The following is a 15,273-nucleotide window of genomic DNA, read 5'->3' as shown; positions in this document are numbered from 1 at the left end:
AGGCCAGCAGGGTTCCTGATGGCTCTGCGGTCGGAGTGGGATGAGATTGGAATCGCGAAAGCGGGCGTCGACGTGGCACGCAGTCATTGGGGAGAGGGCATGTTCAGGCGGTTCATGCCGCATATTCTGGTGGTCGTTGCGCTGCTGACGGTCGGCCTGTCAGGCGGCCACGAGCTGTTGAGCCAAGCTCTCGTCGATCTGCGCTTCCGCCTCGACAACCGCCCTGCCAGCGGCGAGATCGCGGTGGTCGCGATCGACCCGCGCTCGATCGAAGCCATCGGCGTTTGGCCGTGGCCGCGGACCCAGTATGCGCACCTGCTGGAGCAGTTGCAGCGCGCCGGTGTCCGCGACGTCGCCTTCGACGTCGATTTCAGCACGCCGTCCGACGCGGCCGGCGATCAGGCCTTCCTGAACGCGCTGCAGAATGCCAGAAGCTCGGTCGTGCTGCCGGTCTTCAGGCAGCTCGATGCGGCGGGGAAGGAAACCGCCATTCACCTCAACCGACCGCTGCCACAGTTCGAGCAGCTCGCATGGTCGGCCTTCGTGAACATCGAGGTGGCACGCGACGGTCGCGTCAGAAGCTACGCTTTCGGCGAAAATGATGAGACCGGCGGCGCGAAGACCTACCTGCAGTCCATGGGAGCGTTCCTCGCCGGAAGCGATGCGGTCAAGCACAGCTCGTTCCTGGTCGACTACGGCATCGATCCATCGTCCCTGCCGCGGGTGTCGTATGTCGACGTCGTCCGCGGCGACGCGGCGGCGCTGGCCAGGCTCAAGGACAAGCGGGTGATCGTCGGCGCGACCGCCATCGAGCTCGGCGACTACTACAGCGTGCCGAACGGCCGCGTTCTGCCCGGCGTCATGCTGCAGGCGCTAGCGGCCGAGTCCATCATTCAGCACCGCACCCTGCTCTCGACATCGACGACGGCCACAATGGCCGGCCTGCTGCTGATCGTCATCATCATGCTGGCGAGCTGGCGGCAGCTCTCGGCGGCGCGGCGCGCGCTGCTGATCGCCATGATCAGCGTCCTGATCGAGGCCGCGGCGCTGCTGCTGCACGACCGCTATGCCCTGGTGCTCGACACCTCGCTGCTGCAGATCGCGCTGGTCGCCTATCTCGCGGCAACGGCCCTCGACGAGATCGGCTTCCGCGGCCTGCTACGGCACGTTGCCGAGAGCCGCTTCGAGCGAATCGCGATGTCGATCGGCGACGGGCTTGTCTGCACCGACCGGGACCGGCGGATCACGGTGTGGAATCCGGGCGCCGTCGCGATCTTCGGTTACGGTGCCGACGAGATCATCGGCCAGCCCTTCGCGCGCCTGCGCGCCGACGGCAGCGACACGCATGACCTGTTTCCGCAGCAGGAGGCGGCGCTGCCGGCGACGTTGCTGCCCGGCGGATCCACGATCGAGTTCGACGGCCGCCGCAAGGACGGCGAGGTGTTTCCGGTCGAGGCGAGCTTCTCCGCCTGGCAGGGCGCCGACGGCCTGCAATACGGCGTGATCCTGCGCGACATCTCGGTGCGCAAGCGCGAGGCCGAGCGCATCCGCTACCTCGCCGAGCACGACACGCTGACCGCGCTGATCAACCGCAACACGCTGCAGAGCGAGCTCGCCGCCATGATCGAGACCGCGGATGCCGCGTCCGACCGCGTGGCGCTGCTGGTGATCGGGCTCGATGCGTTCCAGCGCATCAACGACATGCTCGGCCACGCCTTCGGCGACAGCGTCTTGCGCGCGGCGGCCGAGCGGCTCCGCACCGAGATCGGCAACATGGGCCGCGTCGCCCGGCTCAGCGGCGACGAGTTCGCCGTCGCCATTCCCTGCTCCGCCATCGGCGGCACCGTGGCCGAGCTCGCCGACCATCTGTCGCAGCTGTTCGAGGCGCCGCTGGACGCGGGCACGCGTCAGCAGCGCGTCAAGGTCACCCTCGGCGTCGCGGTGCATCCCGAGGGCGGGCACTCGGCAGACGAGTTGCTCAGCAACGCGCACCTCGCCCTCTGTCGCGCCAAGATGGACCGGCCGGGCAGCCATGTGCTCTTCGAGAGCGCCATCCGCCGCGAGCTCGAGCAGCGATTGACGCTGGAGGCCGAGCTTGCGCTCGCCGTCGAGCGGAACGAATTCGAGCTGTTCTACCAGCCGCAAGTGGAGCTGTTGAACGGCCGCGTGATCGGCGCCGAGGCGCTGATCCGCTGGCGTCATCCGACGCGCGGCCTCGTGCCTCCTGGTGATTTCATTCCGGTCGTCAACACCTCGCATCTGTCCGAGGCGGTTGCGACCTGGGTCATGGCCACCGCCTGCCGGCAGGCGCGGCAATGGCAGCTCGCCGGCCACGACATCCGCGTCGGCGTCAACCTGTCGCCGTCCCAGTTCCAGTCCGGCGACCTCGCCGCCTTCGTCAGCAAGCTGCTCACGTCGACCGGCCTGTCGCCGCGCCTGCTCGAGCTCGAAGTCACCGAGGACATCCTGCTGCACGACGAACCCGGCGTGCTGCAGACGTTCAACCGGCTGCAGGCGCTCGGCGTCAGCCTGGTGTTCGACGATTTCGGCACCGGCTATGCGAGCCTGAGCTACCTGAAGAAATTCCCGCTCGATGGCCTGAAGATCGACCGCTCCTTCGTGCGTGACGTGCTGACCCAGGCCGACGACGCGGCCATCGTCGGCTCGACGGTCAGCCTCAGCAAACAGCTCGGCCTGTCCGTGATCGCCGAGGGCATCGAGAACGAGGCGACGGCGGAGTTCCTGCTGCGGCTCGGCTGCGAGCAGGGACAGGGCTATCACTTCGGCAAACCGATGCCGGCCACCGATTTCGAGCGTCGATTCCTGGTGGCGGGCGACGCCGACCGGCGGCAGGCCGGCGCGGCGTGAGGCAATGCCGGGTGATTGCGGCTTTGGCTTCGCGTCTCAGCCGCCGCCCTTCTTGCCGCCCTTGCCTTCGCTCTCCAGCGCCTTCCGCACCGCCTTGAACTCCTCGCGCGAGGCGGCATCGACGCGCGGAAAATGCAGATCCAGGCTTTCCAGCGCGGCGACGATGGTCGAGCCGATGACGACACGGGCGAACCATTTGTGGTCGGCCGGAACGACATGCCACGGCGCATAGGGCGTCGAGGTGTGGCGCACGATGTCCTGATAGACCGCCTGGTAGCGGGGCCACTTCGCGCGCTCGATGATGTCCCCCATCGAGAACTTCCAGTTCTTCGCCGGCTCCTCCAGCCGGTCGAGAAAGCGCGCGCGCTGCTCCTCCTTGGAGATGTTGAGGAAGAACTTCAGGATCACGGTGCCGTTGCGCGACAAGTAACGCTCGAAAGCGGAGATGTCCTCGAAGCGCTCGCGCCAGATGTTCTTGGTGACGAGCCTCGGGGGCAGCTTCTCGGCCTTGAGGATCTCCGGATGCACGCGCGTGACCAGGCATTCCTCGTAGTAGGAACGGTTGAAGATGCCGATGCGGCCGCGCTCGGGGAGCGCGATGGCGCTGCGCCACATGAAATCGTGATCGAGCTCCTTCGAGGTCGGCTGCTTGAACGAGGTGACCTCGCAGCCCTGCGGATTGACGCCCTCGAAGATGCTCTTGATGGCGCTGTCCTTGCCCGAGGCATCCATGCCCTGCAGCAGCACCAGCACCGACCAGCGGTCCTGCGCGTACAGCTTCTCCTGGAAATCGGAGAGGCGCTGGCGGTTCTGCTCGATGATCGCCTCGCCCTGCTCCTTGTCGAGACCGCCCTTGACCTTGGTCTTGTGCGATTTGAGGTGAAATCTGTGCCCGCCATCGATCCGGAACGGCGAGATGAAACCATCGAGCTCATCGGCCAGCGTGCGCGGTTTCTTGCTCATGAGGACGGCTCTCCGGGGCTGAATTGCGTTTCGAGGAAGGCGGTCACGAAGCGCGGCATCGCCGCAGTCAGATCGCTCCTGCTTCGAACCAGCCGGATCGAGCAGAGTTCCGGCTCGTCCTGGGCCGCGAGATTGGCCTCGATGCGGCGCTGCAGAGCCTCGCCCATGTCGGAGGCGTCGAGCACGCGCATCAGCGCGATCGACGCGCCGGTCACGACACAGTCCCAATGCGCCGCGGCCTGATAGTCCGATGGCGCGAGCCCGGTCTCCTCTTCGACCTCCCGCGCGACGTTGGCGGCGAGATCGAGCACGCCGTTGTTGACGTCGGCGAGATCCGGCGTGCCGGCGGGAAAATACAGCCGGCCGGCATTGGCCGTATGCACGCCCATCTCGCCGAGTACGAAGGCGCCGTCGGCGGCACGCAGCGCGCCCATGCCGAAGCCGTTGAAGGCGGAGCGATCCGGAAAGCCCCAGTCGCGCCACGCCAGCAGGCTGGCGAAATCGGTCTCGAAATAGCTCGCTTCGAACAGGCCGTCCGCGAAGCGCGGGTTGCGCCCTAGCAGCACGCGACCGTTCCACAGGCCCGGCTTGGCGCGCCGGCATTCGGCGAAATGCGCCGCGATGTCGTCGCGGCGCTGGTTCGCGAACGGCCACTCCCACGGCTCGACCTTGAGGTCGAGCGCGGTGACGCGGTGGATGACGACCTCGGTCATTCCCCTACTTCGTGCCCTTCGCCTGTTCGACGAACTTGTTGGTGAAGGTCTTGCTGACGTCGACATTGGCCTTGGCGACGTCGGGCGAGCCGGTGCTGAACACCGCGAGCACGGCGTCGGCGCCCTTCGGGTCCATCTTGCCGGTCTGCGAGTACATCGGGATGGTGTTCTTCAGCGCCGCGAGATAGAGCGCCTTGTCCTTGCCGACCAGCTCCTCCGGCATCTTCGCCATGATCTCCTCCGGCGTATGCGAATGGATCCAGCCCAGCGTCGCCACGATGGCGTTGGTCAGCGCCTGCGTCTCCTTGTCATGGCCGGCAATCCAGGCCGCCGTCGAGTACAGCGCGCCGCCGGGATACTCGCCGCCGAACACCTCCAGCGTGTCGTGCTGGGTGCGGGTATCGCTGAGGATCTTGAGATCCGGATGCTTGCCCTGCAGCACGGTGACCGAGGGATCGAGCATCACGGCCGCATCGATCTGGCCCTGCTCCATCGCAGCCACGGCGGTCGCGCCGAGACCGACGCCGATCACGGCCGTGCCCGACGGATCGAGGCCGTTCTTCTTCAGCATGTACTTCAGGAAGAAGTCGGTCGAGGAGCCCGGCGCGCTGACGCCGACCTTCTTGCCGGCGAGATCCTTGACCGAGCTGATCTCCTTGTTGTGCGACGGCGCCACGACGAGCACGAGCCCGGGATAGCGGTCGTAGACGACGAAGGACTGCATCTCCTGCTTCTTGGCCGCGAGATTGACGCAGTGATCGAAATAGCCGGAGACGACGTCGGCGCTGCCGCCGAGCACGGCCTTCAGCGCATCCGAGCCGCCCTTGAGGTCGACCAGCTCGACCTCGAGCCCAGCCTTCTCATATTCGCCAAGCTGCTTGGCCAGCACGGTCGGCAGATAGCACAGGCAGGCGCCGCCCCCGATTGCGATCGTGACCTTGGTGGCGGCGCTGGCGAGACCGGTGCTTAGCGTCAGCGCCAGCAGCGCGCCGGTGACCCGGCCCAACATCTTGTTCATTGATTTCCTCCGTTCATGTTATCGGTCAGATTAGGCGTGTGTGCTGTGAATGAGAAGGCCGCCCCGAATTGCCGCTGTCGTCCCGGCGAACGCCGGGACCCATACCGCGTGATGTCGCGGTTGGAGAAGACTGGTCATCGCGCATGCCACAAACGACGTCCTGTGGTTATGGGTCCCCGCATTCGCGGGGACGACAGCGGTGGGCATGGCGGCACCGCGCCCCTCATCGCCCATCCGCCGCATCCGGGCGCCACACCAGCAGCCGACGCTCCACCAGCGTGACACAGATGTCGATCAGGATGACGAACGCCGACAGCACGAACATGCCGGCAAATACGCCGGCGACGTCGAAGATGCCTTCGGCCTGCTGGATCAGATAGCCGAGGCCGGCCGCGGAGCCGAGATATTCGCCGACGACAGCGCCGACGACGGCGAAGCCCACCGACGTGTGCAGCGACGAAAACATCCACGACAGCGCCGACGGCCAATAGACGTGGCGCATCAGTTGCCGCTCGCTCATGCCGAGCATGCGGGCATTGTCGCGCACCACGGTCGAGACCTCCTTGACGCCCTGATAGACGTTGAAGAACACGATGAAGAACACCAGCGTCACGCCGAGCGCGACCTTGGACCAGATGCCGAGGCCGAGCCACAGCGTGAAGATCGGCGCCAGCACCACGCGCGGCAGCGCATTTGCCATCTTGACGTAGGGGTCGAACACCGCGGCCACCAGCGGCTTGCGCGCGAACCAGAAGCCGACCAGCACGCCGCCGAGCGAGCCGATCGCGAACGCCAGGATCGACTCCCACAGCGTGATCGCGAGGTGCTTCCAGATCGCGCCGGTGGCGAACCATTTGACGACCTGCGCGAACACGTCGACCGGGTTGGAGAAGAAGAATGGCGGAAGCCAGATGCGTCCAAACACGGGCACGGTGGCGAGCAGTTGCCACAGCGCAATCGCGATGATCGCGACGAGCAATTGCAGCGCGAGCAGACCGAGACGCGACATCACGCTGCTCCATGCGGTGTGGTGGGTACGAAGGTGAAGCCTCTCACGCCGCTCTGCTCCCCTCCCCCTTGCGGGGAGGGGTTGGGGGTGGGGGTGCCACGAGCACCAATCTTTGCTGGGTACCCCCCACCCCAACCCTCCCCCGCAAGGGGGGAGGGAGCGCACCGCCGTGGCCGAGAAGGAAGCGCGCGACAACTCAAGCCCTGCAAACGCCCCGTCACACTGCCTCCGCCTGCTTGTAGGTCTTCTCGACCTCGGCCTTCAGCGTCTGCCAGATCTCGCGGTGCAGCTCGTGGAACTCGTGCTTCATGCGCACCTCGAAGATGTCGCGCGGGCGCGGCAGCGTGACGCGCCAGTCGCCGATGATGCGCGAGGCGGGACCGGCCGACATGATGACGACGCGGTCGGCGAGCGCGATCGCCTCCTCCAGGTCATGGGTCACGAACAGCACCGCCTTGCGGTCGGCATTCCAGAGATCGAGCAGCAAATTGCCCATGATCTGCCGCGTCTGCGCGTCCAGCGGCCCGAACGGCTCGTCCATCAGGATGATGCGCGGATTACGGATCAGCACTTGGGCAAGGCCGACGCGCTTGCGCTGGCCGCCCGACAGCATGTGCGGATAGCGGTTGCCGAATGCGCCGAGGCCGACCGAGGTCAGCCATTGCTGCGCCTTGGCGGCCGCATCCTTCGACGGCGTGCCCGCGACCTCGAGCCCGATCGCGACGTTCTCCAGCGCGGTCTTCCATGGGAACAGCGCATCGGCCTGGAACAGGTAGCCGGCGTCGCGATTGAGGCCGGCCAGAGGCTGGCCGAAGATGCGCACGTGGCCGGCGGCCGGCTTCAGCAGGCCCGCCGCCACGTTGAGAAGGGTGGATTTGCCGCAGCCGGTCGGCCCGACGATGGCGACGAACTCGCCGTCGGCGACGCTGAGATCCGCCGTCTCGACGGCGGTGTAGGTGCGTCCGCCGGCGAGACGGAATGCCACCGTCGTTCGCTCCAGCGCGACCGCGGCGGCCGTGGGCATCGTCACGTCCAAGTTCCTCCCCCGAGAATGGCCGGGACGGCTTAGCCGCTTGCGGGGCGAAGTTCAACGCGGCGGCCGGACGTGCTAGGTGTTCTGCCTGAGCCCAAGGCCAACCGTTCCACAAGGCCGCATGCAGCGCACGCCGTTCATCGTCTACGCCAATGTCCGCAAGAGTTTCCCCGGCGCGGCAGGCGCTGTGACCGCGGTCGACGGCGTATCGCTGGAGATCGCCGAGGGTGAGTTCCTGGCAATCGTGGGCGGCTCCGGCTCGGGCAAGACCACGCTGCTGCGGCTGACCAACCGCCTGATCGAGCTGGACGGCGGCACGATCCGGATTGCCGGCGAGGATATCGCCGGCCTCGATCCTGTCAGCCTGCGTCGCCGGGTTGGCAATGTGTTCCAGAACGGGGCGCTGTTTCCGCACATGACGGTTGCCGCCAATATCGGCATCACCCCCAGGCTGCTGGGGACCCCGCCGGCCGAGATCGCCACGCGCGTCGACGAGCTGCTCGACCTCGTCCAGCTCGACCGCAAGGCGCATCGCGACCGGCTGCCGCACGAGCTCTCCGGCGGCCAGCGCCAGCGTGTCGGCGTCGCCCGCGCGCTCGCGGCGCGGCCGCGCATCGTGCTGATGGACGAGCCGTTCGGCGCGCTCGATCCGCTGACGCGCGATGCTCTCGGCGGCGACTATCGCGCGCTGCACGACAAGCTCGCGCTGACCACGATCATGATCACGCATGACATCACCGAGGCGCTGCTGCTCGCCGACCGCATCGCGGTGATGCGCGGCGGACGCCTGATCGAGATCGGCACGCCGGCCGAGCTCGCGGCCAGCCGCGACCCCTACGTGACGGAGCTGATGACGACGCCGCGGCGGCAGGCGGCGCGGCTGGTGGCGCTGCTGCCCGACAGCGGGGCGGCATGAGCGTCCTGTCGGATCCACGCTTCGCCGAGGCGCTGTCGCATCTCGCCGACTATCTCGGCAGCCATCTGCGCGTCAGCATCGCGGCGCTCGCGCTCGGTCTCGCCATCAGCTTCCCGCTCGCGCTCGTCGCGCGCAATCGCCCTGCCCTGCGCAATCTGCTGCTCGGCGTCGCCAGCGTGGTGCAGACGGTGCCGGGACTGGCGCTGCTGGCGCTGTTCTATCCGCTGCTGCTGGCGCTGGCGGCACTGAGCTTGCGCTGGTTCGGCCTGTCGTTCTCGGCCTTCGGCTTCCTGCCGGCCATGCTGGCGCTGGCGCTGTATTCGATGCTGCCCGTGCTGCGCAACACCATCACCGGGCTGAACGGCGTCGACGCCAGCCTGATCGAGGCCGCCAAGGGCGTCGGCATGACCGAGCGCCAGGCGCTGACGATGGTGGAGCTGCCGCTGGCGCTGCCGGTCATCATGGCCGGCATCCGCACCGCGGCGGTGTGGGTGATCGGCACCGCGACCTTGTCGACGCCGATCGGCCAGACCTCGCTCGGCAACTACATCTTTGCCGGATTGCAGACCCAGAACTGGGTGCTGGTCGTGTTCGGCTGCGTCGCCGCCGCGGTGCTGGCGCTTGCGGTCGATCAGTTGCTAGCGCTGATCGAGCATGGCTTGCGCATGCGCAGCCGCGCCCGCGTGGGCCTCGGCACCGCGACGATCGCGCTGATGGTCGGTGCCAGCCTGCTGCCCTCGCTCGCCGGCACGTCCGCGCGCTACGTGATCGGCGCCAAGACCTTCACCGAACAATATGTGCTGTCGGCGCTGCTCAGCGAGCGGCTGCAGGCGGCAGGCCTCACGGCCACATCCCGCGCCGGCCTCGGCTCCAGCGTCATCTATGGTGCGCTCAAGAGCGGCGATATCGATCTCTATGTCGAGTATTCCGGCACGCTGTGGGCGAACCAGTTCCACCACACGGAGCAGCTGCCGCGCGTCGCACTGCTCGATGCGTTGAAGCAGGATCTCGCCAAGGACAAGGTCACCCTGCTCGGCGAGCTCGGCTTCGAGAACGCCTATGCGCTGGTGATGCCGCGCAAGAAGGCGGAAGCCCTCGGCATCCGCTCGATCGCCGACCTCGCGCGACATGCCTCCAAGATGTCGATCGCCGGCGACTACGAGTTCTTCTCGCGCCCGGAATGGGCGGCCCTGCGCGACGCCTATGGTCTCGCCTTCCGCGCCCAGCGCCAGATGCAGCCGGACTTCATGTATGCCGCGGTCGCCTCCGGCGAGGTCGACGTCATCGCCGGCTACACCAGCGACGGGCTGATCGCGAAATACGACCTCGTCGTGCTCGACGATCCCAAGCAGGCGATCCCGCCTTACGACGCGATCCTGCTGCTGTCGCCGAAGCGCGCCGAGGACCACGCATTGCAGGATGCGTTACGGCCGCTGCTCGGCCGCATCGACATCGCGACCATGCAGCAGGCCAATCTGCGCGCTTCCGGTAGTGATGCACAGTCCTCGCCGCAGGCGGTGGCGCGCTGGCTGTGGAGCAAGATCGCGAAGTAAGCCCTGCCTTCGCAGCAGGTCATTGCGAGGCGCGTAGCGCCGAAGCAATCCAGAGTCCTTGCGGAGCCCTGGATTGCTTCGCTTCGCTCGCAATGACGGCGGTGGTTGGCGCTGCGACCGCCGCACCAATCAGCTGGGCACGCTCACATCCCCGGCTCGATCGGCTTCTCCACCGCGCCGCCATTCTCGGCCCAGTCCTTGAACGCGCCGACGTTGAACACCTTGGCGTAGCCGAGATCCTTCAGCGTCTTGCCCGACAGCGCCGAGCGGCCGCCCGAAGCGCAATACAGGATCACGCTCTTGTCCTTGGCGAAATTCTTGTCGTGATAGGGCGAGTCCGGATCGGCGCGGAATTCGAGCATGCCGCGCGAAACGTGCACGGCGCCGGCAATCTTGCCACTCTTCTCGATCTCCGGCGCATCGCGCACGTCGACGACGAGGGTGTTGCCCTTGGCGATCATGACCTGCGCCTCGGCCGGCGTGATCTTCGGAACCGCGGCGTTGGCCGCTTCCAGCATCTGCTTGACTGATGTCGACATCGATTGGCCTCCCGGACGTTGAGGCGGCACCGGTAGCGGGCCTCCACCCGCGTCACAAGCCACGATCGGGCGAGCATCGCGCGTGGCCACCGCACGTCCGACATTCGTCCACATAGTGGACGATGAATCATCACATCTACAAATATATGGACTCTCAAAAATTCCTGGATCATTCTCCGCCGCATGCCCGCACCTCCACGATCCGCCCTCGCCGTCCGCAATCGCGCCCTCGAAACGATGCTGGCCGACAGCGCCGGCGACGCCGCCTTTGCCACCACGCTGGCCAAGGGCCTCATCGTGCTGGAGGCGTTCGGGACGGAATCTCCCGTGCTCGGAAACATGGACATATCGGTGCGCACCGGAATTCCGCGGCCTACGGTCGCCCGGCTGACCCACACGCTCACCGAGCTCGGCTATCTCTCCTTCGACCAGGACCTCGCGAAATATCGCCTTGGTGTCCGCGCGCTGCGGATGGCGCATCCGCTGCTCGCCGACATGCCGTTCCGGCAGCTCGCACGACCGTTGATGCAGGATTTTGCCGCCAGCGTGCGCGGCACCGTCTCGATCGGCCTGCTCGACGGCAACGCCGTGGTGTATGTCGAGACGGCGCGCTCCGGCGATGTCGGGCCGCACGTTCCCGACATCGGCATGCCGATCACCGTGGTCGCGACCGCGATGGGACGCGCGGCGGCCGCGATCCTGCCTCCAGCCGAAGCCGCGCGCTTCGACGCGCAGCTCGCCGCCGACGATGCCAAGCAATGGGCCAGCTTCCGCACGCTCTATTTCGACGGCATCACGCAATGTGCCGAGCGCGGCTTCTGCACCTGTGTCGGCGAATACATGCCCGCGATTCACGCCGTCGCTGCGCCGCTGCATTACGCGAACAGCTCCGGCCGCGCCTTCGCGGTCAATTGCGGCATTCCCGCTTTCCGGCTGCAGCCGGGTCAGCTCGAGGCCGAGATCGGTCCGCGCATCACGGCGCTCGCCGCCAGCATCCGGGCGCTCATCAACGAAGCCGAGCCCGAGATCATCAGGCGCGCGCCGGAGCCGGCGCTTGCGGCCGAAGCCGGCTGAGACAGGTGCATCACGACATGGCCGGGCCACTCCAGGGTTTGCGCGTTCTGGACATCGCGACGATCATCGCTGCACCGTTCGCGGCGACGCTGCTCGCCGACTACGGCGCCGAGGTTCTGAAGATCGAGATGCCGGGCCATGGCGACGGTGTCCGCACCTTTCCGCCGTTCAAGGACGGCAAGCCGCTGTGGTGGAAGACCGCCAACCGCAACAAGAGCCTCGCGACGCTCGACCTGCGCACGCCGGAGGGGCTCGCGCTGTTCAAGCGGCTGCTGCCGCGCTTCGACGTCCTGATCGAGAACTTCCGCCCGGGCACGCTCGACCGCTGGGGGCTGACGAAAGAGGTGCTGTGGTCGATCCAGCCGCGCCTCGTCATCCTGCGCGCCACCGCGTTCGGCCAGGACGGGCCTTACCGCGACCGTCCGGGCTTTGCCCGCATCTTCGAGGCGATGGGCGGGCTCACCTACATCACCGGCGAGGCCGAGGGCGAGCCGACCCATCCTGGCTATCCGATCGGCGATGCCATCGGCGGCGCGTTCGGCGCACTCGGCGTGCTGGCGGCGTTGTGGAAGCGGGCTGTTGATCCCGAGGCGCCGGGCGAGGAGATCGACCTGGCGCTGACGGAGGCTGTGTTCCGGCTGCTCGACGTGCTGCCGGTCGAGCACGACCAGCTCGGCTTCAGCCGCAGCCGGATTGGCAATGCCAACGGCTACTCGGCGCCGGCCGCGGTCTATCGCACCCGCGACGATCGCTGGGTGACGCTCGCCGGCTCGACCAACGCGCTCTACGCCGCCAATTGCCGCGCGATCGATCGTCCCGACCTGATCGACGATCCACGCTTCGCCGACAACGCGTCGCGGGTGACGCATGCCGCCGAACTCAACGCGATCTTCGCCGCCTGGTGCGCCGCGCATGACCTGGATGGTGTCGTCGCCCGCTTCACCGCGGCCAAGGGAACGATCGCGCCGATCTACGCGATCGACCAGATCGCGACTGATCCGCAGGCGATCGCGCGCGAGATGATCACGCGCGTGCCCGACCGCGATTTCGGCTCGGTGGCGATGTCGAACGTCGTGCCGCGCTTTGGCAACGATCCCGCCACGCTGCGCCATGCCGCCGGCGACGTCGGCCAGGACAACCGCGAGGTCTACCAGGGCTGGCTCGGACTATCAGACCAGGAGATGGACGATCTCGCCCGCAGGAAGGTGATCTGACGCGGCGCGAGCAAAGACGACAAGGCGCGGCGAAGAACGCGCCGGAGCAGCCCGGACAACGGATGCAGCAGACAGGGAGACGCGCGATGAGACAACCGACGATGACGCGCCGCGGCCTGCTCGGCGCAGGAGCCGCGCTGGCGCTGGGCAACGGCCCTCTCGCACGCGCCGAGGGCGACTGGCCGACCCGCATGGTGCGGCTGATCTGTCCCTATGGCGCGGGCGGTGCCAGCGACATCTCGCTGCGCCTCCTGGCGTTGGAGTTCGAGCACCATCTCGGCCAGCAGTTCATCATCGAGAACAAGCCGGGCGCCGGCAGCCGCATCGCCAACGACCTCGTCGCCCGCGCCGCACCCGACGGCTACACCCTGCTCTACGCCGCCGCGCCCTATGTCACCGCCGAAGCGCTGTTCGGCAAGCTGACCTACGATCCGGTCAAGGACCTGCGCCCCGTGGCCGGCACGGTCGTTGCGCCGATCTTCCTGATGATCAGCGCCAACGCGCCGTTCAAGACGCTGGCCGAGCTCATCGCCTACGGCAGGTCCAAGCCCGAGGGCCTGACCTTCGCCTCGCCGGGCGCCGGCTCGCAGCCGCATCTCGCCGCCGAGCTGCTGTTCCGCGACGCCAAGGTGACCGGCCTCAACATTCCCTTCCGCGGCGACTCGATGGCCTACACCGAGCTGCTCGCCGGCCGCGTCGATGCGACGCTGACCGCGATCAGCACCGCGCTGCCCTACATCCAGGCCGGCCAGTTCCGCGTGCTCGGCGTCGCCGCCACCGAGCCCAGCGCGATCTATCCGCAGGCGCCGACCCTGCGCGAGCAGGGCCTGCCGAACGTGGTGGCGTCGGGCTGGTACGGCTTCATGGCGCCGAGCGCGACGCCGCAGCCGATCGTCGACCGGCTGTCGCGCGAGATTCTCGCCGATCTCGCAGCCCCCGAGGTGAAGCAGAAGCTGCTCGCCCAGGGGCTCGATCCGCAGCCGCGCGACGCTGCAGCGTTCGGCCAGTTCATCGCCGACGAAACCAAGAAGTGGAGCGCGGTCATCCGCGACGCCGCCATCAAGGCCGAGTGAGTTTCACAAAAGATATTCAGGGAGTGGATGTGATGAGGATTGGGACCACTGCGCTGGCCGCGCTTGCTCTGCTGTCGCTCGCGGCAACCGCGCCGGCGTTGGCCGCCGAGAAGAAGTACGATACCGGCGCCAGCGACAGCGAGATCAAGGTCGGGCAGACCGTGCCGCTGAGCGGCCCGGCGTCGGCCTATGCCACCATCGGCAAGGCGCAGGCCGCCTATATGAAGATGATCAACGACCAGGGCGGCGTGAACGGCCGCAAGATCAACCTGATCCAGTATGACGACGCCTACTCGCCGCCGAAGACGGTCGAGCAGGTGCGCAAGCTGGTCGAGAGCGACGAGGTGCTCTTGACGTTCCAGATCATCGGCACCGCGCCGAACGTCGCCGTGCAGAAATATCTCAACACGAAGAAGGTGCCGCAGCTGTTCGCGGCCACCGGCGCCTCGCGCTTCACCGATCCCAAGAACTTTCCTTGGACGATGGGCTTCAATCCGAGCTACGTCGTCGAAGGCCGCATCTACGGCCAGTACATCCTCAAGACCCATCCCGACGCCAAGATCGGCGTGCTCTACCAGAACGACGATCTCGGCCGCGACTATCTCGCCGGCCTCAGGGCCGGGCTCGGCGACAAGGCCGCCAAGATGATCGTGGCCGAATCGTCGTACGAGATCACCGAGCCGACGATCGATTCTCACATCCTGAAGCTGAAGGACGCCGGCGCCGATCTGCTGTTCAGTGCCTCGACGCCGAAGCAGGCGGCGCAGGCCATCAAGAAGGTCGCCGAGCTCGGCTGGAAGCCGGTCCACATCGTCGACATCAATGCCAATTCGCTCGGCGCCACCCTGAAGCCCGCCGGGCTCGAGAATGCCAAGGGCCTGATCAGCGTCGGCTACGTCAAGGACCCGCTCGAGGAGGGCTTCAAGAACGACCCCGGCGTGCAGCGCTATCTCGCCTTCATGGAGAAGTACTATCCCGACGGCGACAAGGGCTCGAACTTCAACGTCTACGGTTACATCACCGCTGAGCTCCTGGTCCTGGTGCTGAAGCAGTGCGGCGACGAGCTGACGCGAGAGAACGTGCTGAAGCAGGCCACTAACCTCAACCGTGTCGAGCTCGGCATGCTGCTGCCCGGCATCAGCATCACGACCTCGCCGACGGACTATCGCGTCAACAAGCAGTTGCAGATGATCCAGTTCGACGGCGCCCACTGGCAGAACATCGGCGGCATCGTCACCGACACGGCGGCGGAGTAGCAGCGGGCGTTGCAAACACGTTGCCCGGCCGACCTTGGCGTCGG

General features: G+C 67.0%; 13 protein-coding genes. 7 read left to right on the top strand and 6 right to left on the bottom strand.

Annotation, left to right across the window (positions count from 1 at the left end):
• Positions 1-99 precede the first annotated feature (99 nt).
• The gene (locus QX121_RS04975; RefSeq protein WP_315811323.1) at positions 100-2,868 is read left to right on the top strand and encodes an EAL domain-containing protein; all 2,769 of its coding nucleotides are present in this window, start codon (positions 100-102) and stop codon (positions 2,866-2,868) included.
• 36 nt (positions 2,869-2,904) lie between these two features.
• Here the strand turns inward: QX121_RS04975 and QX121_RS04970 are convergent, their stop codons facing one another.
• The 5 genes from QX121_RS04970 to QX121_RS04950 all read right to left on the bottom strand — a co-directional run bounded on the left by QX121_RS04970 (position 2,905) and on the right by QX121_RS04950 (position 7,595).
• Positions 2,905-3,831: a polyphosphate kinase 2 family protein gene (locus QX121_RS04970; protein WP_315811322.1), complete on the bottom strand. Its 927-nt coding sequence runs from the start codon at positions 3,829-3,831 to the stop codon at positions 2,905-2,907.
• On the bottom strand, positions 3,828-4,544 hold the full coding sequence (locus QX121_RS04965; RefSeq protein ID WP_315736917.1) for an NUDIX hydrolase: 717 nt from the start codon (positions 4,542-4,544) through the stop codon (positions 3,828-3,830). Before QX121_RS04965 ends, QX121_RS04970 begins: the two co-directional genes overlap by 4 nt.
• A gap of 4 nt (positions 4,545-4,548) precedes the next feature.
• Complete coding sequence (locus QX121_RS04960; protein WP_315736915.1) at positions 4,549-5,562, bottom strand: ABC transporter substrate-binding protein; 1,014 nt, start codon at positions 5,560-5,562, stop codon at positions 4,549-4,551.
• A gap of 223 nt (positions 5,563-5,785) precedes the next feature.
• Positions 5,786-6,571 carry an ABC transporter permease gene (locus QX121_RS04955; protein ID WP_315756344.1) on the bottom strand — a complete coding sequence of 262 codons (786 nt, stop codon included), beginning with the start codon at positions 6,569-6,571 and terminating at the stop codon, positions 5,786-5,788.
• Positions 6,572-6,788: 217 nt separating this feature from the next.
• The gene (locus tag QX121_RS04950; protein WP_409997663.1) at positions 6,789-7,595 is read right to left on the bottom strand and encodes an ABC transporter ATP-binding protein; all 807 of its coding nucleotides are present in this window, start codon (positions 7,593-7,595) and stop codon (positions 6,789-6,791) included.
• 130 nt (positions 7,596-7,725) lie between these two features.
• Here QX121_RS04950 and QX121_RS04945 point away from each other — a divergent pair, with 130 nt between their 5' ends.
• A complete protein-coding gene (locus QX121_RS04945) occupies positions 7,726-8,520 on the top strand; it encodes an ABC transporter ATP-binding protein (protein WP_315811321.1) in 795 nt (264 codons plus the stop codon).
• Positions 8,517-10,073 (top strand): glycine betaine ABC transporter substrate-binding protein, encoded by a 1,557-nt coding sequence (locus tag QX121_RS04940; protein ID WP_315811320.1) that lies wholly within the window; start codon positions 8,517-8,519, stop codon positions 10,071-10,073. Before QX121_RS04945 ends, QX121_RS04940 begins: the two co-directional genes overlap by 4 nt.
• A gap of 143 nt (positions 10,074-10,216) precedes the next feature.
• Here QX121_RS04940 and QX121_RS04935 read toward each other — a convergent pair whose 3' ends face one another.
• On the bottom strand, positions 10,217-10,612 hold the full coding sequence (locus QX121_RS04935) for a rhodanese-like domain-containing protein (protein ID WP_315811319.1): 396 nt from the start codon (positions 10,610-10,612) through the stop codon (positions 10,217-10,219).
• 183 nt (positions 10,613-10,795) lie between these two features.
• Between QX121_RS04935 and QX121_RS04930 the strand changes: the two genes are divergently transcribed.
• From QX121_RS04930 to QX121_RS04915, 4 genes are all read left to right on the top strand, one after another.
• Positions 10,796-11,686, top strand: a complete 891-nt coding sequence (locus QX121_RS04930) for an IclR family transcriptional regulator (protein WP_315811318.1) — start codon at positions 10,796-10,798, stop codon at positions 11,684-11,686.
• Between the two features lie 17 nt (positions 11,687-11,703).
• Positions 11,704-12,900 carry a CoA transferase gene (locus tag QX121_RS04925; RefSeq protein ID WP_315811317.1) on the top strand — a complete coding sequence of 399 codons (1,197 nt, stop codon included), beginning with the start codon at positions 11,704-11,706 and terminating at the stop codon, positions 12,898-12,900.
• Positions 12,901-12,986: 86 nt separating this feature from the next.
• Positions 12,987-13,973: a tripartite tricarboxylate transporter substrate binding protein gene (locus tag QX121_RS04920; RefSeq protein WP_315811316.1), complete on the top strand. Its 987-nt coding sequence runs from the start codon at positions 12,987-12,989 to the stop codon at positions 13,971-13,973.
• Between the two features lie 32 nt (positions 13,974-14,005).
• Positions 14,006-15,229 (top strand): ABC transporter substrate-binding protein, encoded by a 1,224-nt coding sequence (locus QX121_RS04915; protein ID WP_315811315.1) that lies wholly within the window; start codon positions 14,006-14,008, stop codon positions 15,227-15,229.
• Positions 15,230-15,273 lie beyond the last annotated feature (44 nt).

This window comes from Bradyrhizobium sp. SZCCHNR2028, assembly GCF_032380995.1.
In the GTDB taxonomy this organism is placed as follows: domain Bacteria; phylum Pseudomonadota; class Alphaproteobacteria; order Rhizobiales; family Xanthobacteraceae; genus Bradyrhizobium.
The sequence above is the reverse complement of the archived record's forward strand: the minus strand, read 5'-3'. Positions and strand labels throughout refer to the sequence as shown.

Bases quoted from the DNA above. Each gene is read 5' to 3' on its own strand.
- QX121_RS04925 (WP_315811317.1), top strand. From the start codon at position 11,704: ATGGCCGGGCCACTCCAGGGTTTGCGCGTTCTGGACATCGCGACGATC.
- QX121_RS04920 (WP_315811316.1), top strand. From the start codon at position 12,987: ATGAGACAACCGACGATGACGCGCCGCGGCCTGCTCGGCGCAGGAGCC.
- QX121_RS04965 (WP_315736917.1), bottom strand. From the start codon at position 4,544: ATGACCGAGGTCGTCATCCACCGCGTCACCGCGCTCGACCTCAAGGTC.
- QX121_RS04945 (WP_315811321.1), top strand. From the start codon at position 7,726: ATGCAGCGCACGCCGTTCATCGTCTACGCCAATGTCCGCAAGAGTTTC.
- QX121_RS04950 (WP_409997663.1), bottom strand. From the start codon at position 7,595: ATGCCCACGGCCGCCGCGGTCGCGCTGGAGCGAACGACGGTGGCATTC.
- QX121_RS04915 (WP_315811315.1), top strand. From the start codon at position 14,006: ATGAGGATTGGGACCACTGCGCTGGCCGCGCTTGCTCTGCTGTCGCTC.
- QX121_RS04935 (WP_315811319.1), bottom strand. From the start codon at position 10,612: ATGTCGACATCAGTCAAGCAGATGCTGGAAGCGGCCAACGCCGCGGTT.
- QX121_RS04955 (WP_315756344.1), bottom strand. From the start codon at position 6,571: ATGTCGCGTCTCGGTCTGCTCGCGCTGCAATTGCTCGTCGCGATCATC.
- QX121_RS04975 (WP_315811323.1), top strand. From the start codon at position 100: ATGTTCAGGCGGTTCATGCCGCATATTCTGGTGGTCGTTGCGCTGCTG.
- QX121_RS04970 (WP_315811322.1), bottom strand. From the start codon at position 3,831: ATGAGCAAGAAACCGCGCACGCTGGCCGATGAGCTCGATGGTTTCATC.
- QX121_RS04940 (WP_315811320.1), top strand. From the start codon at position 8,517: ATGAGCGTCCTGTCGGATCCACGCTTCGCCGAGGCGCTGTCGCATCTC.
- QX121_RS04930 (WP_315811318.1), top strand. From the start codon at position 10,796: ATGCCCGCACCTCCACGATCCGCCCTCGCCGTCCGCAATCGCGCCCTC.
- QX121_RS04960 (WP_315736915.1), bottom strand. From the start codon at position 5,562: ATGAACAAGATGTTGGGCCGGGTCACCGGCGCGCTGCTGGCGCTGACG.